At 67.5% G+C, this 18,350-nt stretch carries 26 protein-coding genes and 2 tRNA genes; 20 read left to right on the top strand and 8 right to left on the bottom strand.

Annotated features, from left to right (window positions below; genetic code table 11):
- Positions 1-93 precede the first annotated feature (93 nt).
- The 15 genes from gspF (at position 94) to ACI2JO_RS02715 (ending at position 9,892) form a co-directional block, all read left to right on the top strand.
- Positions 94-1,317, top strand: a complete 1,224-nt coding sequence (gspF, locus tag ACI2JO_RS02785) for a type II secretion system inner membrane protein GspF (protein WP_404719223.1) — start codon at positions 94-96, stop codon at positions 1,315-1,317.
- Positions 1,318-1,325: 8 nt separating this feature from the next.
- Positions 1,326-1,766: a type II secretion system major pseudopilin GspG gene (gene gspG / locus ACI2JO_RS02780; protein ID WP_404719222.1), complete on the top strand. Its 441-nt coding sequence runs from the start codon at positions 1,326-1,328 to the stop codon at positions 1,764-1,766.
- Complete coding sequence (locus ACI2JO_RS02775) at positions 1,741-2,217, top strand: GspH/FimT family pseudopilin (protein WP_404719221.1); 477 nt, start codon at positions 1,741-1,743, stop codon at positions 2,215-2,217. The genes gspG and ACI2JO_RS02775 overlap by 26 nt, the downstream gene beginning before the upstream one ends.
- Positions 2,204-2,605: a type II secretion system minor pseudopilin GspI gene (gspI, locus tag ACI2JO_RS02770; protein WP_404719220.1), complete on the top strand. Its 402-nt coding sequence runs from the start codon at positions 2,204-2,206 to the stop codon at positions 2,603-2,605. Before ACI2JO_RS02775 ends, gspI begins: the two co-directional genes overlap by 14 nt.
- Positions 2,602-3,291: a type II secretion system minor pseudopilin GspJ gene (gspJ, locus tag ACI2JO_RS02765; protein ID WP_404719219.1), complete on the top strand. Its 690-nt coding sequence runs from the start codon at positions 2,602-2,604 to the stop codon at positions 3,289-3,291. Before gspI ends, gspJ begins: the two co-directional genes overlap by 4 nt.
- Positions 3,278-4,246, top strand: coding sequence for a type II secretion system minor pseudopilin GspK (gspK, locus tag ACI2JO_RS02760; protein ID WP_404719218.1), 969 nt, complete (start codon positions 3,278-3,280; stop codon positions 4,244-4,246). The genes gspJ and gspK overlap by 14 nt, the downstream gene beginning before the upstream one ends.
- Positions 4,243-5,331 carry a type II secretion system protein GspL gene (gene gspL, locus ACI2JO_RS02755; RefSeq protein WP_404719217.1) on the top strand — a complete coding sequence of 363 codons (1,089 nt, stop codon included), beginning with the start codon at positions 4,243-4,245 and terminating at the stop codon, positions 5,329-5,331. The genes gspK and gspL overlap by 4 nt, the downstream gene beginning before the upstream one ends.
- On the top strand, positions 5,328-5,801 hold the full coding sequence (gene gspM, locus ACI2JO_RS02750) for a type II secretion system protein GspM (RefSeq protein WP_404719216.1): 474 nt from the start codon (positions 5,328-5,330) through the stop codon (positions 5,799-5,801). The genes gspL and gspM overlap by 4 nt, the downstream gene beginning before the upstream one ends.
- Positions 5,801-6,520, top strand: coding sequence for a type II secretion system protein N (gene gspN / locus ACI2JO_RS02745; protein ID WP_404719215.1), 720 nt, complete (start codon positions 5,801-5,803; stop codon positions 6,518-6,520). The genes gspM and gspN overlap by 1 nt, the downstream gene beginning before the upstream one ends.
- A 48-nt stretch (positions 6,521-6,568) precedes the next feature.
- Positions 6,569-6,645: transfer RNA gene (locus tag ACI2JO_RS02740), tRNA-His, on the top strand.
- A gap of 90 nt (positions 6,646-6,735) precedes the next feature.
- Positions 6,736-7,791, top strand: a complete 1,056-nt coding sequence (locus ACI2JO_RS02735; protein ID WP_404719214.1) for a Glu/Leu/Phe/Val dehydrogenase — start codon at positions 6,736-6,738, stop codon at positions 7,789-7,791.
- A 205-nt stretch (positions 7,792-7,996) separates the two neighbouring features.
- Positions 7,997-8,722 carry a heme ABC transporter permease CcmC gene (gene ccmC / locus ACI2JO_RS02730; RefSeq protein WP_404719213.1) on the top strand — a complete coding sequence of 242 codons (726 nt, stop codon included), beginning with the start codon at positions 7,997-7,999 and terminating at the stop codon, positions 8,720-8,722.
- A complete protein-coding gene (ccmD, locus tag ACI2JO_RS02725) occupies positions 8,719-8,823 on the top strand; it encodes a heme exporter protein CcmD (protein ID WP_404719212.1) in 105 nt (34 codons plus the stop codon). The genes ccmC and ccmD overlap by 4 nt, the downstream gene beginning before the upstream one ends.
- Entirely contained in the window at positions 8,820-9,260 is a 441-nt protein-coding gene (ccmE, locus tag ACI2JO_RS02720) for a cytochrome c maturation protein CcmE (RefSeq protein WP_404719211.1), read from the top strand. Before ccmD ends, ccmE begins: the two co-directional genes overlap by 4 nt.
- Positions 9,260-9,892, top strand: a complete 633-nt coding sequence (locus tag ACI2JO_RS02715; RefSeq protein ID WP_404719210.1) for a tetratricopeptide repeat protein — start codon at positions 9,260-9,262, stop codon at positions 9,890-9,892. The genes ccmE and ACI2JO_RS02715 overlap by 1 nt, the downstream gene beginning before the upstream one ends.
- Positions 9,893-9,902: 10 nt before the next feature.
- Here ACI2JO_RS02715 and ACI2JO_RS02710 read toward each other — a convergent pair whose 3' ends face one another.
- Positions 9,903-10,121, bottom strand: a complete 219-nt coding sequence (locus ACI2JO_RS02710; RefSeq protein ID WP_404719209.1) for a DUF3072 domain-containing protein — start codon at positions 10,119-10,121, stop codon at positions 9,903-9,905.
- 136 nt (positions 10,122-10,257) lie between these two features.
- Here ACI2JO_RS02710 and ACI2JO_RS02705 point away from each other — a divergent pair, with 136 nt between their 5' ends.
- From ACI2JO_RS02705 to ACI2JO_RS02695, 3 genes are all read left to right on the top strand, one after another.
- Positions 10,258-12,177 carry a potassium transporter Kup gene (locus ACI2JO_RS02705; protein WP_404719208.1) on the top strand — a complete coding sequence of 640 codons (1,920 nt, stop codon included), beginning with the start codon at positions 10,258-10,260 and terminating at the stop codon, positions 12,175-12,177.
- Entirely contained in the window at positions 12,174-12,695 is a 522-nt protein-coding gene (locus tag ACI2JO_RS02700; protein ID WP_404719207.1) for a 2'-5' RNA ligase family protein, read from the top strand. Before ACI2JO_RS02705 ends, ACI2JO_RS02700 begins: the two co-directional genes overlap by 4 nt.
- 60 nt (positions 12,696-12,755) lie before the next feature.
- Positions 12,756-12,832, top strand: a tRNA-Met gene (locus ACI2JO_RS02695).
- 106 nt (positions 12,833-12,938) lie between these two features.
- On the opposite strand, the gene ACI2JO_RS02690 is transcribed toward ACI2JO_RS02695, so the two are convergent.
- From ACI2JO_RS02690 to ACI2JO_RS02660, 7 genes are all read right to left on the bottom strand, one after another.
- Complete coding sequence (locus tag ACI2JO_RS02690; RefSeq protein WP_404719206.1) at positions 12,939-14,003, bottom strand: tyrosine-type recombinase/integrase; 1,065 nt, start codon at positions 14,001-14,003, stop codon at positions 12,939-12,941.
- Positions 13,993-14,184 carry a hypothetical protein gene (locus ACI2JO_RS02685; protein WP_404719205.1) on the bottom strand — a complete coding sequence of 64 codons (192 nt, stop codon included), beginning with the start codon at positions 14,182-14,184 and terminating at the stop codon, positions 13,993-13,995. The genes ACI2JO_RS02690 and ACI2JO_RS02685 overlap by 11 nt, the downstream gene beginning before the upstream one ends.
- 360 nt (positions 14,185-14,544) lie before the next feature.
- Entirely contained in the window at positions 14,545-14,697 is a 153-nt protein-coding gene (locus tag ACI2JO_RS02680) for a hypothetical protein (protein ID WP_404719204.1), read from the bottom strand.
- Positions 14,694-15,146 (bottom strand): hypothetical protein, encoded by a 453-nt coding sequence (locus ACI2JO_RS02675; RefSeq protein WP_404719203.1) that lies wholly within the window; start codon positions 15,144-15,146, stop codon positions 14,694-14,696. The genes ACI2JO_RS02680 and ACI2JO_RS02675 overlap by 4 nt, the downstream gene beginning before the upstream one ends.
- Positions 15,147-15,239: 93 nt before the next feature.
- Positions 15,240-15,548 (bottom strand): ogr/Delta-like zinc finger family protein, encoded by a 309-nt coding sequence (locus tag ACI2JO_RS02670; RefSeq protein WP_404719202.1) that lies wholly within the window; start codon positions 15,546-15,548, stop codon positions 15,240-15,242.
- A complete protein-coding gene (locus tag ACI2JO_RS02665) occupies positions 15,545-16,039 on the bottom strand; it encodes a hypothetical protein (protein ID WP_404719201.1) in 495 nt (164 codons plus the stop codon). Before ACI2JO_RS02665 ends, ACI2JO_RS02670 begins: the two co-directional genes overlap by 4 nt.
- Positions 16,036-16,332, bottom strand: a complete 297-nt coding sequence (locus ACI2JO_RS02660; protein ID WP_404719200.1) for a hypothetical protein — start codon at positions 16,330-16,332, stop codon at positions 16,036-16,038. The genes ACI2JO_RS02665 and ACI2JO_RS02660 overlap by 4 nt, the downstream gene beginning before the upstream one ends.
- Positions 16,333-16,370: 38 nt before the next feature.
- Between ACI2JO_RS02660 and ACI2JO_RS02655 the strand changes: the two genes are divergently transcribed.
- Together ACI2JO_RS02655 and ACI2JO_RS02650 are read left to right on the top strand one after the other, a co-directional pair.
- On the top strand, positions 16,371-16,973 hold the full coding sequence (locus ACI2JO_RS02655) for a helix-turn-helix domain-containing protein (protein WP_404719199.1): 603 nt from the start codon (positions 16,371-16,373) through the stop codon (positions 16,971-16,973).
- 184 nt (positions 16,974-17,157) lie between these two features.
- Complete coding sequence (locus ACI2JO_RS02650; protein WP_404719198.1) at positions 17,158-17,724, top strand: hypothetical protein; 567 nt, start codon at positions 17,158-17,160, stop codon at positions 17,722-17,724.
- Positions 17,725-18,350 lie beyond the last annotated feature (626 nt).

Here is an 18,350-nt window from a genome sequence, read left to right as displayed (position 1 = left end):
ATGCGTCCGTCGAGAAGGTTGGGGCCACAGTCTTCTCGACCCCGGGTCTCGACTTCGCTCGACCCTCGGCTCGAAGCGAACGGCTTGTTTCCAATGGCTGACTTCGACTATCTCGCGATCGACACCCGGGGCAACGAGACGCGCGGCCACGTCAGCGCCACCGACATGGACGCCGCGCGCGCCGCGCTCGACCGCAAGCGGCTGTACGTCGTCCGCCTCGAACCAGGCAGCACCCCGCAGGCGCGCAGCCGCCCGTTGTTCGGGCTCGAACTCGGCCGCGCGAAGATGTCGGGCAAGCAATTGACCTTGTTCACCCGCCAGTTGGCGACGCTCAACCGCGTCTCGCCGCTGGAGGAATCGCTCCGCACGATCACCCGCCAGACCGAGCAGGAAAGCGTCCGCGCGATCGTCCAGACCGTCCACAGCGCGGTCGTCGAGGGCCGCCGCCTCGCCGACGCGATGGCGCGCGAGCCGAAAAGCTTCCCCCCGCTTTACCGCGCGATGGTCGCGGCGGGCGAAAGCTCGGGCAGCCTGCCGGAGATCATGGAGCGACTGTCGACGCTCCTCGAACGCCAGGCAGAAATCCGTGGCAAGTTGCTGACCGCCATGGCGTATCCCTCGGTGCTCGCCGCGGTCGCGCTCGGTGTCGTGCTCGCGCTGATGACCTTCGTCGTCCCGCAGGTGGTCGAGCAATTCGACACCGTCGGTCAGGAACTTCCGCTGCTCACCCGGCTGGTGATCGGCCTTTCGGACGTGTTGGTCGGCTGGTGGTGGCTGATGCTGCTGGTGCTCGTCGCGCTCGGCTTCGGCGCATGGGCGGCGCTGCGTCAGCCGCCGATCCGGCTGGCGTTCGATACGTGGCTGCTCCGCGTGCCGCTGCTCGGGCGGCTGTTCCGCGACCTCCATGCGGCGCGAATGGCGCGCACACTTTCGACAATGGTCGCCAGCCGTCTCCCGCTGCTGGAAGGGCTTAGCCTCACCGCGGGCACGATCCGCAACCGCCGACTCAAGGCGGCGTCGGACGAGATAACCGAATCGATCCGCGGCGGCGGCAGCCTGTCGGCGGCGATGCGCCGTGCGGGCGTGTTCCCGCCGCTGCTCGTCTACCTCGCCGCCAGCGGCGAGGCGGCGGGTCGGCTCGACGAGATGCTGGAGCGCGCCGCGGATTATCTGGAGCGCGAATTCGACCGCTTCACCGCCACCGCGATGTCGCTGCTCGAACCGTTCATCATCGTCATCATGGGCGCGATCGTCGCAACGATCGTGCTATCGATCCTGCTCCCCATCCTTCAGCTCAACACGCTGGCCGGACAATGAGAATGCCTATGTCGATTGAGAAGAAGAACCGCCGCAAGAAGCGCAACGGCTTCACGCTGGTGGAATTGATGGTCGTGATCGTCATCATCGGCCTGCTCGCGACGATCGTCGCGCTCAACGTGCTGCCCTCGGGGGACACCGCGCGTATCCAGAAGGCGAAGGCCGACATTGCGACGATCGAGCAGGGCCTCGAACTCTACCGATTGCAGATGGGTAATTACCCGACGACGACGCAAGGGTTGCAGGCGCTGGTCACCCCGCCCGCGGGGGCGGACGCTGCGCGCTATCAGGCCGGCGGCTATATCAAGCGCTTGCCGCAGGATCCGTGGAGCCGGCCGTACCTTTACGCCTCGCCCGGTCAGCACGGCGCGGCGGATGTCTGGACGCTGGGGGCCGACGGCAAGGACGGCGGGCAGGGGATCGATGCCGATATCGGGTCCTGGCAGTAAGGCGCTCCGGCCGCGCCCGCTGCGCCAGCGCGGCTTCACGCTGATCGAGCTGATGGTGGTCATCACCGTCATCGGGCTCGCCTCGGCGGCGGCGGTGCTGATGATGCCCGACACGCGCGGCCGGCTGATGGACGAGGCGACGCGCTTCGCGGTGCGCACCCGTGCCGCGCACGATGCCGCGATCGTCGAGGCGCGCCCCGTCAGCCTATGGGTGACGCCGGGCGGCTATGGCTTCGATCAGTGGCGCGGCGGCACATGGACCCCGCTCGACGGCGCATTGAAGGTCGAGCGCTGGAAGCCCGGCACCGCGAGCACCGGCCCGGCGCGAGACCGGCTGACCTTCGATACCACTGGCCTCGCCGATCGCGCGATGACGGTGACGCTGACGCGCGAGGGGATGCGCACTGACGTGGTGATCGACGCCGACGGGACCGTCCGTGTCGCCGGCTGATCCGCGTCCGCGCGGATTCACCCTGGTCGAGATCATGGTCGCGCTGATCGTCTTCAGCCTCGCCGCGCTCGCGCTGATCCGACTGGAGGGGCAGACGATCCGCTCGACCGGCTTCGTGTCCGCGACATTGCTCGCGCAGATCGTCGCGCGCAACGTCGCGATCGAGGCGGTCACCGACGCGCAGCCACCGACGCGCGGGCGGGCGAGCGGGGTGGAGCAGGCCGGCGGGCGCAACTGGACGTGGGTGCGCGAGACCCAGCCGCTCGGCGATGGCGACGTCCAGCGGATCGACGTCGCGGTCAGCGACGCGGGCGGCGCGGTGCTGGGCCGCGCGACGATGGTCCGGCCGCCACCCGCGCCGATCGCCCGGACGCGGGTCGGGCCATGACGCGCCGGACCCGCCACGAAGCGGGCTTCACCCTCGTTGAGGTGATGATCGCGCTGATGATCTTCGGGATGATCGCCGCAGCCGGGGTCGCGTTGCTGGCGTTCAGCGTCCGCGCGCAGGGCGCGACCGGCGCGGCGCTTGACGACAATGCCGCGCTCAACCGGCTGGTCTCGATCATGACCGCCGACATGGCGCAGGCGCAGGATCGCCCGACCCGCGATGCCGCGGGGACGCTGTTCCCCGCTTTCTCGGGCGATCGCAGCGCCCAGCCGATCCTGCGCTTCGTGCGCGGCGGCTGGGCGAACCCGGACCAGGCCCCGCGCGCGACCTTGCAGAAGGTCGACTATCGCCTGACCGCCGACGGGATCGAGCGGGTCGCCTATCCCGCGCTCGACGGTGCCGCGCCGCTCCCTGCCGCCCTGCTCGTCGACCGCGTGCAGGAGGTGCGCGTCCGCTTCCGTTATGCCGGGGCGTGGAGCGACACGTGGCAGGGGGACGAGCGCGCGACACTGCCGCAGGCGATGGAGCTGACGCTGGTGCGCACCGGCGGGCAATCCTACCGGCTGCTGTTCCTCGTCGGCACCGGCGCGCCGCGCGCCGCTGACGACACCAACAACGGTCAGCAAGCGCCCGCCGCCGGCATCCCGGGAAGCACTCCGGCAGGTGCGATCGATGCGCCGCGCTAGGCTGGGCGAGCGCGGTGCCGCGCTGCTGACCGTCTTGCTGCTCGTCGCGGTGATCGCGGTGATGGCGACCACCGCGCTGGAGCGGTTGCGGCTGTCGACCCGGCTTGCCGCCAATGCGGTCGCGCTCGATGCCGCGCGCGGCTATGCCTATGCCGCCGAAACGCTGGCGACGCGGCGCGTCTCCACATTGCTGCAACAGAGCCGCGACCGCGTCGCGCTGACCGGCGGATGGAGCGGACGGCCGTTCGGGCTGCCGATTCCCGGCGGTACCGCCACCGCGCGCGTCACCGACGGGGGCAATTGCTTCAACCTCAACGGGCTGGTCACGTTTGGCTACGGGGATGCCTATCTCGTTAATCCGCAGGCACTCGTCCGCTTCCAGCGGCTGTTACGCTTGCTGCGTGTGCCCGACGGCGACGCGATCGCGGTGGCGACCGCCGACTGGCTCGACAGCGACGACGATCCGCTGCCCGGCGGGGCCGAGAACAGCGCCTATCGCGGCTATCGCACCGGCGGCACGCTGATGGCGGATGTCAGCGAGCTGCGCGCCGTAAAGGGCGTCACGCCCGAAGCGTACAAGCTCATCCGGCCATGGGTCTGCACGCTGCCGATCGCGCGGCAGTCGGTGCTCAACATCAATACCCTACTCCCCGAACAGGCACCATTGCTCGCGATGCTGCTGCCCGACACGCTGGGAGTCGCGCAGGCGCAGGGGCTGCTGCTGCGTCGCCCACCAGGCGGCTATGCGCAGGCCGGGCAATTCTGGGCGCAAATGGCAAGCGCGGGCGGCGCGACCGACATCGGCGCGCAATCGCAGACGGCGGTGACCACCAAATGGTTCGCGCTGCGGATCGACGTGAGCAATGGCGGCGCTGAATTGCACGAGGAAGGGCTGATCGACGCGCGGACCCTTCCCGTGCGGCTCGTGACGCGGCAATGGGGGGATGTACCATGACCCTTGCGACGCTCCTCTTCCTGCCTCCCGACGATTCGCAGCCGTGGCGCTGGTGGCGGATCCGTGACAATGCGGTCGAGCGCGAGGGCGAGGGGCTGCCCGAAGTGATGGCGGAGGATCGCGTCGTCGCGGTCGCGCCAGCCGATGCGGTAACATTGCACTGGGCCACGCTGCCCGCCCGCTCCCCGGCGCAGGCGCTGGCGGCGGCGCGGATCGTGGTCAGCGATGCGACCGCCGAGCCGGCGCACGATCTCCACGTTGCGGTGGGACGTGAACGCGACGGCGAGCGGACGATCGCGGTCGTCGCACCGGCGCGGATGGCGGGCTGGCTCGCAGCACTGGCGCGCGGCGGGGTCGATCCGGCGGCGGTCGTGCCCGCCCCCTTGCTGCTCCCCGAACCGGAGGAAGGTTATGTCCGGGCCGAGCTGGGGGGGCAGGTGGTGGCGCGCGGTCGCACGACCGGCTGGGCGGACGAGCCGGTGCTCACCGGGCTGGTGACACGTGGTGAAACCCCGCGCCTGCTCGACCCCGCCGCGCTCCGCGCTGCCGCGATCGACGCGGTAGCGGAGCCGATCATCGACCTGCGCCAAGGTGCGTTCGCGCGCCGCCGTCGACGCACCGCGATTGACTGGGCGCTGGTGCGCCGGCTGGCGGTGCTCGCCGGGCTTACGTTGCTCGCGACGCTCGCGATCGATGTCGTGCGGATCATGCGCTATTCGTTCGGCGCGGACGCGATCGAGTCGCGCGCCGCGACGATCGCGCGTCAGGGGCTGCCGCGCGGCACCGGCGAAGGCGATGCGACGCGCATGCTTAGCGAGCGGCTGTCGGCGCTGCGCGGGCCGGGGCAGGGCTTTACCCGCACCGCCGCGGCGATCTACGCGATCGTGGAGGCGGTGCCCGACACGGAGATCACCGCGCTGCAATTCGAGCCGAACGGCGCGCTGCGCGTCTCGCTGTCGCTGGCGGGCGAGGCGCAGGCGAACACGGTGAAGTCGCGGCTTGCCGACGCGGGCTTTACCGTCGAATCAAGCGTTTTCCAGCAATCGGGCGGTCGGCTGACCGGCGACATGACGGTGCGGCCATGACGGCGTTGAAGGCGTGGTTCGACGGACGCTCGCTGCGCGAACGGCGGCTGTTGCTGGTCATGGTCGCACTGGCGGCGGTGACGTTGGTGTGGGGCGCGGTCATCCGGCCCGTGCGTGACGGCCTGTCGTCGTCGCGCGAGCGCTATACTGATGCGGTGATCCGGCTCGGCACCGCGCAGGCTGGCTTGCGGCAGGTCAAGGCGTTGCAGCGTCGTGCGATCCCGCTGTCGGCGCCGCTCGCCGATATCGTCCGCGCGCGCGCCGATGCTGCGGGGTTCACGCTGGCCAGTCTCGACGTCGAGGCGCCGGACCGTGTTCACACCGCGATCGCCACCGCGCGCGCCGGCGCATTGATGCAATGGATCAGTGGGCTGGAAGCAGAAGGGATTTTGGTCGATTCGCTCAGCGTCTCCGGCAATGGCGCGGGCAGCGTCACCGCGACGATGACGCTACGGTCGCGGGGGGCTTGATGCGTATTCCGCTTGCCACCGGCCGCCGCACGCTGTTCCTCGCGCTGTTCGCGGCGGCGATGGTCGTCTTTCTTCCGCTGCGGCTGGCACTCGGCTGGAGCGGGCTCGACGGTCAGGGCTTTGCGGCGCGCGAGGTGACTGGCAGCCTGTGGTCGGGGCGGTTGGTCGAGGCGCGGTTCGGCGATATCGCACTGGGTGATCTCGACGCGGGGCTGTCACCGGTCGCGCTGCTGATCGGGCGCGCACGGATCGCATTGGCGAGCGACTCGAGCGATCCTGCGCAACGGCTGGCGGGCGTGGTCGAGATCGGACGCAACCGTGCGGCGGTGGTCGATGCCACCGGGCCGCTTTCGCCCGGCAACGCCTTTGCCCCGCTTCCCGTCTCCGCCCTCAATCTCGACGGCGTGACGGTGCGCTTCGTCGATGGGACGTGTCAGGTTGCGGAAGGTCGCGTTCGCGCGACGCTCGCCGGCGCGTTTCTCGGCCAGCCGCTGCCTGGCGCGCTGAGCGGCAGCGCGCGCTGCGATGCGGGTGCGCTGCTTCTTCCGCTCACCAGTGGTGCGGGGGAGGGTGTCAACCTGCGGCTCTGGCCCGACGGGCGATATCGCGCTGACCTGACGCTGATTCCCACCGATCCGACGATCGCGGCGCGGCTGGACGGCGCAGGCTTTGCGGTCAACGGCGCGGCGCGTACCCTGTCGGTCGACGGTCGCTTCTGAACCGCTTGACGAACGGCCTGCGGTGCCGCTAGGGGCACGGCCTTCGCGGCGATCGTAGCTCAGTTGGTTAGAGCATCGGTTTGTGGTACCGAGGGTCGCGGGTTCAAGTCCCGTCGATCGCCCCATCCCTCCATTTCTGTTTCTTGCTGGCGTTTTTCGCTCGACAAGATTATTGCGTCCGACGGTAATTTAACGTCGTGCGCACTGGAGAGACGATGACCTCGGTCTGGGACTATTCCGATTTCGACAGCCATGAGGGGCTGCACCTGTTCACCGACCCGACGTCGGGGCTGAAGGCGGTGATTGCCGTCCATTCGACCACGCTCGGACCGGCGGCGGGCGGTGTGCGCTTCTGGCATTATGCCGATGATTCCCGGGCGATTACCGATGCGCTGCGTCTCTCCCGCGGCATGAGCTACAAGAATGCGATGGCCGGGCTCGATCTGGGCGGCGGCAAGGGTGTCGTGCTGGCCGACCGGCCGGGCGCGACGATCAGCGACGCGCAACTGGTGGCGTTCGGCCGCGCGGTCGAGTCGCTCGGCGGCCGCTATGTCACCGCCGAGGACGTCGGCATGTCCGAAGCGCGCATGAAGGTGATCGCGGGCGAGACGCGCTACGTCTCCGGCCTGCCGGTCGCGCAGGGCGCGGCGGGCGGCGATCCCGGCCCGTACACCGCGCACGGCGTCTACCTCGGTGTGCGTGCCGCGGCGAAGCGCGGGCTCGGCAGCGACGACATGAAGGGCGTGCGCGTTGCGATCCAGGGCCTCGGCTCGGTCGGCGGCGGGCTCGCCCGGCTGCTGGCGAAGGACGGCGCGGTGCTGACGCTCGCCGATGTCGATCAGGCCCGTGCCGAGCGGATGGCGGCGGAGCTGGGCGCGACCAATGTCGCGCCGGACGCGATCCTGTCGGCGGATGTCGATATCGTCAGCCCCAATGCGCTGGGTGCGATCCTCACCGAGCGCTCGATCCCGACGCTCAAGGCGAAGATCGTCGCGGGCGGCGCGAACAACCAGCTCGAAACGCGCGCTGACGGGCAGCGGCTGCACGATGCCGGGATCGTCTACGCGCCCGATTACGTCATCAACGCCGGCGGCATCATCAACGTCGGGCTCGAATATCTCGGACACGGCGATGAGGCCGAGGTGATGGCGCGGATCGCGCAGATCCCCGGCCGGCTCGATCAGGTCTGGGACGAGGCCGCAGCTTCGGGCGATCCGACCGCAGAAGTCGCCGACCGAATTGCGCGTCGCCTGATCGGCAGGGCGGCGTAACCGCGGCTTTTGACACGCCGTCGCCGCGTTCGGCGGCCGCGGTGCGCGACACGAAGCAGACATGAACCCCTGTCTCCGCAGGGGCCCATGTCTGTCGCGTCCCTCGATACGCCTGCCGCGCGGGACCCAGCCATTGTGTCCCTACGCCCACGATCCAGACAACGCTGGGGGTGACGACCGCCCCCGGTTCGCCTATCCCGGCCGCGTGCCTGCGCTCCATGCCTTTGCCAATCCGGCCCGTTTCCTGAAGATCGCGCGTCCGCTCACCCCCATTCTGTTGTGGCTGGGGGTGGCGTTGATCGCGATCGGCTGCTGGGCGGGGTTGACGCAGACCCCGGCGGATTACCTGCAGGGCGAGACCGTCCGCATCCTCTACATCCACGTCCCCGCCGCCTGGCTCGGCATGGGCGGGTGGAGCAGCATCGCCATTTCGAGCATCGTCTTCCTCGTCTGGCGGCATCCGCTGGCGATGATCGCGGCGCGCGCGATCGCCGCACCGGGCGCGATCTTCGCCGCGCTCTGCCTCGTCACCGGCGCGATCTGGGGTCGGCCGACCTGGGGAACGTGGTGGCAATGGGATGGGCGGCTGACCTCGATGCTGCTGTTGTTCTTCGTCTATCTCGGTTTCATCGCGCTGGCGCAGGCCGATCGTGAACGCGACGGCGACGGCCGCATTCCCGCGCTCTACGGCATCGCCGGCACCGTGCTGCTCCCCATCATCCGCTACTCGGTGGTGTGGTGGAACACGCTGCATCAGGGGCCGAGCATCGGGCTGACCGGTTCGAGCATCGACCGCAGCTTGCTCTGGCCGCTGCCGATCATGCTGGCGGGCTTCTCCTTTTTCTTCGGCGCTGTTGTGCTGATGCGGATGCGCACGATGCTGGCGCGCGAGAAGGCCGAGGCGCGCTTGCGCCGCCGGGCGCGCGCATGAACCCGTGGCCGTTCGTCACCGGCGCCTATGCGCTCACCCTGCTCGCCGCAGCGGCGCTCGCGTGGTGGAGCTGGCGCCAGATGCAGGACGCCGAGAAGTGACTCGCAAGAACCAGCGATTGATACTTGTGCTGCTCGGGCTGGGCGCGATCGCCGCGGCGGCGTTACTGGCGCTGTCGGGGCTGCGCGATCAGGCGGCGTTCTTCTACGCGCCCGCCGACGTGGCGGGCAATCTGCCGCCCCCCGACAAGGCGGTGCGGCTGGGCGGGATGGTCGAGCGCGGCTCGATCAGGCGGGCCGCCGATGGCGTGTCGATCGACTTTGTCGTCACCGATGGCAAGGCGACCACGCCGGTGCGGTTCAGCGGGATCGCGCCCGACCTGTTCCGGGAAGGCTCGGGCGTGGTGGCGGAGGGTCATTTCCGCCCCGACGCCTCGTTCGTCGCCACCAACCTGCTCGCCAAGCATGACGAGAAATACATGCCGCCGCAGATGGCCGGCAAGATGCACGAAACCCGCACGCTTGAGGAAAAGCGCTGATGGGCTTCGTCGCGCTTCTGGTTCTGGCGGCGGCGGCCTTCGCGGCGATGGCATGGTGGCTGCGCGTCGACCGGCTGTTGTGGTCGATGATCGGCGCGGCGCTGTGCCTCGGCGGGGTCGGCTATGCGTGGCAGGGGCGGCCGATGCTCGGCGCGGCGGCGCCGCAACGCACGACCACGACTCCGCCAGTCGACATCGAAGAGACCCAGTTGCGCGACAGTATGTTCGGCCGCTTCAATGCCGATACCGCCTATATCGTCGCTGCCGACGCAATGACGCGCAGCGGCAATGACGATGCGGCGGCGCGGGTCGTTCTGGGCGGCCTGTCCAAATTGCCGCAGAGCTTCATTCTCTGGACCTGGGCGGGCGTGACGCTTGCCGCCGAAGCAGGGCACCGCGTGTCACCGCCCGCGCTGATCGCGTTCCGGCAGGCGGCGCGACTTGCCCCGGAGCACCCGGCACCGCCTTATTACCTCGGCTTTGCGTATCTGGAGGCCGGCGATATCGCCAAAACACGCGCCCTGTGGGCACGTGCCGTCCAGCTTTCGCCGGACGGCACCCCCTACCGTATCGAAATAGCGCGCCGGCTCGCGCTGCTCGACCGGCTGATCGCGGCCAACGACGCGCGCTGACCGCCACGGACTATTTGCCGCGTCCGGTCTTTTCCTGCAGCGCGTCGATCCGCTTCGACGCATCGCCCTTCGTCAGCGATTCGTCGAACGGCTCGTCAGCCTCTTCACTCAGCGTTTTCAGGTAACTGGCCTGCGCGCCGGTCATCGGCTCGTCGCCGGTGGTCCAGTCGTCAGGATCCTTCTCCGCATTGGAGAAGGGCTCGCTCTTCGGGTTTTGGGTATCGCTCATGGTCGCATGGTCCTTTCGCTGAACAGAACATTTATGTTCGCCACCTGTTCCGCGTTGCGGGCGCATCGGGCGCGTGCTAGTCGCGCCCCATTATGGCCACGAGCACGCACGTCCTTTCGATAGCGGTGGCCAGCGCGTGAGCGTCAGCACCGTCGATCCCGCCGTCCGCGCTCAGGCGACGGCTGCGCATCATCAGCACAGCGGCAGCCTCGCCAGGCTCGCGCTTGGCGCGATCGGTGTCGTCTATGGCGACATCGGCACCAGCCCGCTTTACGCGATGAAGGAGGTGTTCGTCGGGCACCACCCGCTGGCGGTCGACCCGCTGCACGTTTTCGGCGTCATCAGCCTTGTCTTCTGGTCGCTGATGCTGATCGTCACGCTCAAATACGTCCTCATCGTGCTGCGCGCCGATAACAATGGCGAGGGCGGCAGCCTCGCGCTGCTCGCGCTGATCCAGCGGCGGTCGGGCGCGGGGAAGAAATGGGGATCGAGCCTCGTTATCCTCGGCGTGCTCGCCACCGCCTTGTTCTTCGGCGATTGCATGATCACGCCGGCAATTTCGGTCCTGTCCGCGGTCGAGGGGCTGGCGACGGTCGAGCAGGGCTTCGACTCGTTCGTGCTGCCGATCGCGGTGACCATTCTGATCGCGCTGTTCTACATGCAATCGATCGGCACCGAGAAGGTCGGACGGCTGTTCGGCCCGATCATGGCGGTCTATTTCGTCGTTCTGGCGGTGATGGGCGTCTCGCACATCATCCAGCGGCCTGACATCCTGTTCGCGCTCAACCCGCTTTACGCCGTTCGCTTCGCGATGAACGATGGCGGGCTGGCGTTTCTCGCGCTCGGCTCGGTCGTGCTCGCGGTGACGGGTGCGGAGGCGCTCTACGCCGACATGGGCCATTTCGGTCGTCGTCCGATCGAGCTGGCGTGGCTCGCGTTCGTGCTGCCGGCGCTGATGCTCAACTATCTGGGGCAGGGGGCGCTTCTGCTGCAAACGCCGTCGGCCGCCGAAAATCCCTTCTTCCTTATGGCGCCCGAGAATTGGCGGCTCCCGCTCGTCATCCTAGCGACGATGGCGACGGTGATTGCCAGCCAGGCAGTCATCACCGGGGCTTATTCGGTCGTCCAGCAAGCGGTGCAGCTCGGCTTAATGCCACGCATCCGCATCACCCACACCAGCGCGTCGGAGGCGGGGCAGATCTACATCCCGGCGGCCAATTGGGCATTGATGGTGATGGTGCTGCTGCTCGTCTTCGGCTTTGGCGAGTCGTCGAACCTCGCTGCCGCCTATGGCATCGCAGTGACGGGGACGATGTTCATCTCGACCTGCATGATCGGCGTGCTGATTCGCCGCGTGTGGCACTGGCCGCTCTGGGCGACAGCACTGTTCGAGATTGTCTTCCTGTCGATCGACGGCCTGTATTTCGCGTCGAACCTTACCAAGGTGCCCGACGGCGGCTGGTTCCCGCTGCTGGTCGCGGTAATCGTCTTCGTGCTGCTCACCACCTGGTCGCAGGGGCGCAAGCTGATGATCGAGCGGATGCGCGAGGCAGCAATGCCGATAAAGATCTTCATCGATTCGGCGGCGACTTCGGCCACGCGCGTTTCCGGCACCGCGGTGTTCATGACCTCGACGCCCGAGGGCGTGCCGCATGCATTGCTCCACAATCTCAAGCACAACCGGGTCCTGCACGAACGGGTGATCCTGCTGACCGTGCGCGTCACCGACATGCCGTATTTTCCCGAAGAGGATCGCTTTCTTCATGAGGATCTGGGGCAGGGCTTCCACCGGGTGATCCTGCGCTACGGTTTCATGGAGGAGCCCGACGTCCCCGCGCACCTCAAGACCTTCGACGGTTGCGGTGCGGCGTTCCGGATGATGGACACCAGTTTCTTCCTCAGCCGCCAGACGCTGTTGGCATCGGAGCGTCCCGGCATGGCGATCTGGCGCGAGAAGCTGTTCAGCTGGATGCTGCGCAATGCCGAAAGCGCGATGGAGTTCTTCCGCCTGCCCACCAATCGTGTGGTGGAGCTGGGCAGCCAGATCGAAATTTGACCGCGTCGTTCGAACCTGCCCCGATCATTGTCACCGCGCTGATCGGCCGGCAGGATCAGGCGTTTTTCGATGCCGAGCGCGCCGCCTATTTTCCGCCCGAGCGCAACCAGCTCGCGGCGCATCTCACGATGTTCCACCATTTGCCGCCGTCGCTGGCACCCGAGTTACGGCAGCGGTTGGTGGCAGAGACGCACGGCATGTCGCGGCCGCGGGCGCGGATCGCGGACGTCATCTCGCTGGGACGCGGCGTCGCGTACCGCATCGACTGCGACGAGCTGGTTGCGATCCGCGCGCGTCTCGCGACCGCCTTCGTCGGGATGCTGACCCCACAGGATGCCGGCGGCTGGCGTGCGCATGTCACGGTGCAGAACAAGGTTCAGCCGATGGTCGCCAAGGAGCTGTTGGCCAAGCTGCGTGCCGGGTTCCGGCCGCGCCCTGTCGCGATCGTGGGGCTGGCGGCTTACTGGTATCGTGGTGGTCCATGGGAAATGCTGTCCAAGCATCTGTTCTCGGCTTGACCGCCACGATTCGGCTGGTATAGCCCGCGCCTCACGAGCGCTGGTTCCCTCGGAAGATGGGGCGGAGTAGCTCAGCTGGTTAGAGCAGCGGAATCATAATCCGCGTGTCGGGGGTTCAAGTCCCTCCTCCGCTACCAAGCGCTCGTGGTGCCTTCTGGTTGTTTCTGCGCCGATTTTCTGATTGTCATTCGGTTGCGATAATCGAAACAAGCTGGCCGTTTGGGCGCTCGTTTGGGAAAACAGCTAGTCTGGCGGCTTCTGCTCTCCTTCCAGTTTTCTGATCGCTGCCTCGCCGAGTGCCGGGTCGCGGTTGAGGTAATGGGCGTCCAGAATCTCGTTCACGTCCTTGAGGGAATGGCCGGTCACGGTCGCGATCTCGGGCGGGGTTGCGCCGGCGAGCGCGAGGCGGGTGACGGCGGTGCCGCGCAGATCGTGGAAGGTGACACCCTCTACCCCGGCAAGCGCGCACGCCTTGCGCCACGATGCGCGAAAGCCGCCTTCGGTCCACGCCGTGCCGCGCTCGGTAAGCAGGATCGTCTCACCCGGCGCACGGCCATCCCGCAGCGCGTCGAGCCGGGCCTTGAGCGGCGCGCCCACGCGAATAACGACGCGCTTCCCCGACGATCGACGTACCTTGCTGACCGACTTGGCCTGGACGAGGCGCAGGTGGGTGCCGTCATATTGTGCCCAGGTCAGCGCGATCAGGTCGCCCTGTCGCTGGCCGGTCCACAGCGCGAGCGTCAGCGCGAGGTGAAGGTGCTCGGGCGCTCTGGCGTAGAAGGCCGCTTCGTCGATCGAGGTCCAGATCCGATCGGAGCGGGCGGCGCGATAAACCCGCCCGCCGGCGAGACAGGGATTGGTGGTGACGAGGCCACGATCGAGCGACCACGACATCACCCGCGCCAGCACCGCAAAGGCATAATCGGCCTGTCGGCGGGAGGTGATCGCGAGTCGATCGCGCCAGGCCAGGAACTCGCCACGCGTCCGGCGATCTTCGAGCGCGGCGATCGGAAAGTCGCCGAATTCCTTGTCGATCGCGCGCAGGTGCTTGCGGTAGTCCGCGCGGGTGCGTCGCGCCAGATCGTTGAAATCCGATGAGTCCTGATAGCCGTCGAGCAGGCTGCGAAGCAGGTGGGTGGCGTCCGCCCGGCGCGAGCGCACCGCATCGGCGTAGCTGGCGTGGAACTCGGCGCTGCCAAAAGCGCCGGTCAGGCGCGGGCCACCCTTCCAAGCGTAATAATAGGTGACCTTCTCGCCCGAGCGCAGGCGCGTCGTGACCTTGTTCAAGCCCTTGAGCTTAACGCGCATCCCGGCGTGCCTTCCATTCGTCGAACGGAGAGGCGGCGGCTGCGCTCTCCTGACCGTGAAAAAGGATGATGCGACCGTCGGGGGCGATCTCGGTCCGGCTCACGATGACGTGCGCCTTCGCCGCTGCCTTGAGCGCGCGCGCGAGGTCATCCTGTCGGAAGCTGACACGCGCCCGGCTCATCGCCAGCCGACCGCGCCAGCACTTCGTGGCTCTTGAGGAAATGGGGACGCGGCGGTCATCGAACGGTGTTCCTGAAGGAGGCAGACGCTGTCGCGCGGTGGGAGCCCCGGCGCGGCGCGGCTTCGCACCGGGTCGGGACGATCGCGCCGGCACGGGATGGCAGCCGCGCGCGGGCCGCAGCAAAGCGTCGTGGCTGTCGGAGCGATCACCACAGGCGAGCCCCGACGGGATGGTGCCGACCGGGTCACAGGCCGAACAGCACGAAGGGGCCGGGCCCGCCGACCGCTGCGTCCAGCAGAACGACGATCATCTGCCCGATCGCCAGCCCGGCCAGCATGCGCCAGGCGATGCCGGTCGCGGTCAGCGACCCGGCTTCGATCCCCGCTCGTTGCTGAGTCGCGCGACCAGCAACATCAGGATGAAAGGTGCCGCGACGATCGCGCCCGCGACCGCGGCGATCATCAGCGCCAGGCGTCGAAGGCGCTTTCGCCGTGAGGCACCGGGCCGGCTCATGCCGCATCGCTTTCGCCTTCCTCACCGGCGCAGCGAGCGCAGATCTGATCGGTGGCCCAGCGCAGCGCGCCGGCATCGTCGCGCGGGTTGCCGGCGCTGGCCGCGCAGCCGCGGCACACCCGCGGATGCCGTTCCGGCGGTTCGCTGGCGAGCTGGCGATAGACGTCGGGATCGAACGGGAGGACAGCGCGCAGCCGTTCGAGCGTCTCGGCGCGCCGGGCGACGTTGCCGGGTGTCTCCAGCACATCAAGCAGGTCACAGGCGTGCTTCAGGTCGCCAGCGCGCGGCGCGACCCTGACCGCGACCGCGTGACGCGACAATCCCGCCGCCTCACGACACAGCCGCAAATAGGTCGCGGGCCTGAGTGGCGGAAAGGGGATCGCCGGTGCCGCGATCCGATCGGCGCGGGGGGTGGCGAGCGAAAACGTTCTGGGGAAAGCATGCATCATCAAGCGATCCTTTCGAGGCAAAGCGGGGGCGACGCCGAAAGCGGATGCTGTCGGCGAGGTAAGGTGAGGCGGGTGCGGGCGAGCCCGCCGCGATCAGGTCATCGGTTCGGCGTCGGCCGCTGGCGGGCGTTCGTCGTTGGCGGGGACGGGCGTGTCGTCGTTGGCGGCTTTCGACCGGACGACCGGTGGCAAATTGACCGCCGGATGCGGCGTGAGGCTCGGCTGGATCGTGCGGACCGCGACGATCTGCCCGACGAAGCGGAAGCCGCAGGCATCGTTGGTGCAGAGCAACAGCAGCTCGCGCACGAGCCGGGTCTGCTGCTCACTGGTGCGAATTGCGGCCGGATGCTGGCAGTGCGGGCAGACGACCAGTGGCGCGCGCCTGGTATAGTTCCTTTTCACCGTGAAACCCCCGTCGACCCCGCGTCCGGCCCCGCGCCGGACGGGAGGAAGCTGGCGACCCGCTGCTGGAGCGCGCCGATCGCGTCTCCGGCCTGCGTCACCTCGGCGAAGGCGCGCAGCGCCTCCAGCGGCGAGGGCGTGGAATGGGTGAGCGACAAGGCGGCGGCGATCGCCTCGCCCGTCTCGCGCGATACGGTGCCGACCTCGGCGACCAGCGCGCGGGCGCAGGCCTGCTGGCGCTCGACGACGAGGCCGAGCTGGAAGGCGAAGGCGTCGAGGAAGGGCGCACCGACGCCGCCGGCCTCGCGCCACGCCGCGTCGAAGGCGAGCGCCTGGTCGATCGGCGGGACGGTTTTGCTGCCCGGATGCGCCCAGGCGTAGATCGTCCGCTCGGCGCGGCCGGCGATCGCGGCCGCGGCGGGATAGCCGATCAGCCCGGCGACCTGCGTCATCGCGCCGGCAAAGGTGAGGGGGGCGCGGAGGTGAGTCATGCGCTGGCCCGTTGCGAAGCGATGCGCCGATCGCGCGCGACCGGGGCGGGGGCAGCCACTACGCTGTCGACAATGCCCAGCTTGACCGCGATGCGACGCGATTGACCGCGCACACACGACCGGGTGCCCGACAGCACCTTGCTGACCAGCACCGGACTTTCGCCGTGGCTTTTTGCCCAGGCGACGGCGGTCAGGCCCTGCTCGACCAGACGGATGCGCGCGGCGGTGATGCGCGCGGGATCGGGCAGGGGCTTGGTGCGCGCAGCGGCAGGGTTGGCGACGTCAGCGATCATGCTATGTCCGATTTCGTGTCCAATGATGGACAGATTGCATGGTATTCCATGCAGGTCAAGCAGGCATGACTGATATTCAGGACTATCTACTCGACGTAGGAGTGCGGCTGCGGTCCGAACGCGACCGAATCGGCTTGAATCAGGCCGATTTTGGTCGCGCCGGCGGTATCAATCGCAGCAGCCAAGCTGAGTATGAGGGCGGGAAACGTGCCTGCACTGCATCATATCTCGGGCAGTTACGAGAGATCGGCGTCGACGTGGGTTTTGTGCTGACTGGCGCGCGATCGACTGCGCAAGTTGAGGCAGACGCTGCGGAGTTCGTTGAATTGTCGCCGCGCCTCAACGACGATGAAAAGGCCGCGCTGCTTCTCCTCGCACGCTCCATCGCGCACCGGAACGCGAAGCCACCAGCGACAGCTAAGCCGCCGATCGCGCTGCCACCAATCGAAGCGCTGGAGCGGGGGTTTCTTGGAGTGCTGGCGGCGTCGCAGCACATGGATGAGGGCGCACTCGCTCATGAGCTTGCCAAGCGGCTGCCCACGATGCTCGGTGTGCTTCAAGGTCCGCTGACGATCGAGCGGGATCGTGAAGAAGACGCTGGAACTCCTCCCACCGCTCGTTCCGAACGGCAGCGAGCGTAGCGCACATACTCTCGCATCTTTCGCACCCGTACCCGCATCCTGGTTGATCCCGGTACACGCTCATCGTCACGGCGACTCGAACCTTCGTTTCTGTTACGCTGGTGCAACGAGTCGATGCGCGTTGTCGGCGATGTAGGAAACAGGCGTTGTGGACGTCGGGGGAAGGCCGTTGAGTGAAGGTCAGGTGTCGGCGGTGCCCGACGGGACAGGCGTGATCAAGGCCCGGGCCAAGGGGTGCGGGATCGGCTGCGGCGGCCTTTTCGCGCTGGCGATCGTCATCGGTCTGGTGACGAGCGGAGAGAGCAAGGTCGAGCGGCTTAAGGACGCTGACCGGCAAATCAGGAGCGTGGAGTTCAGCGGCCCGAACGCCTGGGTGATGATCGATCTGCGCGATGCCCCCTATGCGAAGGATTACCCGTTCGCCGCGGGGATGGTGCTGAAGGCGGTCGGAAAGGCCGTAAAATCCGGGGCGAAGGACGTGGGACCGGATACTCAATTCGTTCAATATGTCGTCACCGCGCCGTCGACTGGACGGTTGGGTGAGCAAGAGCACCAACGCCTCTTCACCGGCCGGTTGCGGGTCGCCGAACTGCGCGCGGCGAATTACGACAAGATGTCCGAGGCGCAGATGCTGAACATCTCGGACGAAATCACCGTGCCTTCGAGAGTGGCTGGAGAGGCGATCCGCGCGTTTTGCGAGGACGGTGATTATGGCTCCTGGGCTGCGGAATTTTGCGGCAAGGCGCAATAAATCGCCAATCCCGTGAAGAGGCGCAGCATGCCTGCGACGTGTCCCGGTGGCGATTTGCCTAACGTAGAGCTGATTTTGTGCGCCGCTGCTCAGTCAAGCAGTGTTAAAATTTCGACTTGCGACACTTCGTACGTGGCTACGATACCGCAAGCTTTGAAAAGCCGCGGGTGCCACGAAGGCGATAAAGCGAGAGTGACTCTCAGCACTGCAGGTCCATTTTTAAGGTTGCTTGTGGAACTTGAGGAACGCTGCTGCTGCTGGAGTAGAGGGGGGTGTCGCCTTCCTTCTTGCGAACAGCCGACAAAGCTGGTGTCGACATGGATCATTTTCAATCGGTGCGAACCTGCAATCCGACTTCCATCAAAGGCAAGCAATGATTATAATGCTCTTGCATCATGGGGATGATGCGTTCGGCTGTTGACGCAGTTGTAAAAAAAGGGGGCATATGGAAGAGGGTGGCGCGTTTGCGATTGAATCGTGCGCTGTTGAAACCGACAACGCTGTCTTGCTGAGAGTGCAGGCGCTCTCGCTGTTGGCCGGTATTTTCTTTTTGCTGATTTGGTAGTCGGTTTGCGATAAGGAGTGCTTATCGCGCCGGCTGACGCTTACTGTCGCTGCCACCTCGG

This window comes from Sphingomonas sp. NPDC079357 (assembly GCF_044901155.1).
Lineage (GTDB): Bacteria > Pseudomonadota > Alphaproteobacteria > Sphingomonadales > Sphingomonadaceae > Sphingomonas.
The sequence above is the reverse complement of the archived record's forward strand: the minus strand, read 5'-3'. Positions and strand labels throughout refer to the sequence as shown.

Bases quoted from the DNA above. Each gene is read 5' to 3' on its own strand.
- gspF (WP_404719223.1), top strand. From the start codon at position 94: ATGGCTGACTTCGACTATCTCGCGATCGACACCCGGGGCAACGAGACG.
- gspG (WP_404719222.1), top strand. From the start codon at position 1,326: ATGTCGATTGAGAAGAAGAACCGCCGCAAGAAGCGCAACGGCTTCACG.
- ACI2JO_RS02775 (WP_404719221.1), top strand. From the start codon at position 1,741: ATGCCGATATCGGGTCCTGGCAGTAAGGCGCTCCGGCCGCGCCCGCTG.
- gspJ (WP_404719219.1), top strand. From the start codon at position 2,602: ATGACGCGCCGGACCCGCCACGAAGCGGGCTTCACCCTCGTTGAGGTG.
- gspK (WP_404719218.1), top strand. From the start codon at position 3,278: ATGCGCCGCGCTAGGCTGGGCGAGCGCGGTGCCGCGCTGCTGACCGTC.
- gspL (WP_404719217.1), top strand. From the start codon at position 4,243: ATGACCCTTGCGACGCTCCTCTTCCTGCCTCCCGACGATTCGCAGCCG.
- gspM (WP_404719216.1), top strand. From the start codon at position 5,328: ATGACGGCGTTGAAGGCGTGGTTCGACGGACGCTCGCTGCGCGAACGG.
- gspN (WP_404719215.1), top strand. From the start codon at position 5,801: ATGCGTATTCCGCTTGCCACCGGCCGCCGCACGCTGTTCCTCGCGCTG.
- ACI2JO_RS02735 (WP_404719214.1), top strand. From the start codon at position 6,736: ATGACCTCGGTCTGGGACTATTCCGATTTCGACAGCCATGAGGGGCTG.
- ccmD (WP_404719212.1), top strand. From the start codon at position 8,719: ATGAACCCGTGGCCGTTCGTCACCGGCGCCTATGCGCTCACCCTGCTC.
- ACI2JO_RS02715 (WP_404719210.1), top strand. From the start codon at position 9,260: ATGGGCTTCGTCGCGCTTCTGGTTCTGGCGGCGGCGGCCTTCGCGGCG.
- ACI2JO_RS02710 (WP_404719209.1), bottom strand. From the start codon at position 10,121: ATGAGCGATACCCAAAACCCGAAGAGCGAGCCCTTCTCCAATGCGGAG.
- ACI2JO_RS02690 (WP_404719206.1), bottom strand. From the start codon at position 14,003: ATGCGCGTTAAGCTCAAGGGCTTGAACAAGGTCACGACGCGCCTGCGC.
- ACI2JO_RS02685 (WP_404719205.1), bottom strand. From the start codon at position 14,184: ATGAGCCGGGCGCGTGTCAGCTTCCGACAGGATGACCTCGCGCGCGCG.
- ACI2JO_RS02680 (WP_404719204.1), bottom strand. From the start codon at position 14,697: ATGAGCCGGCCCGGTGCCTCACGGCGAAAGCGCCTTCGACGCCTGGCG.
- ACI2JO_RS02675 (WP_404719203.1), bottom strand. From the start codon at position 15,146: ATGATGCATGCTTTCCCCAGAACGTTTTCGCTCGCCACCCCCCGCGCC.
- ACI2JO_RS02665 (WP_404719201.1), bottom strand. From the start codon at position 16,039: ATGACTCACCTCCGCGCCCCCCTCACCTTTGCCGGCGCGATGACGCAG.
- ACI2JO_RS02660 (WP_404719200.1), bottom strand. From the start codon at position 16,332: ATGATCGCTGACGTCGCCAACCCTGCCGCTGCGCGCACCAAGCCCCTG.
- ACI2JO_RS02655 (WP_404719199.1), top strand. From the start codon at position 16,371: ATGGTATTCCATGCAGGTCAAGCAGGCATGACTGATATTCAGGACTAT.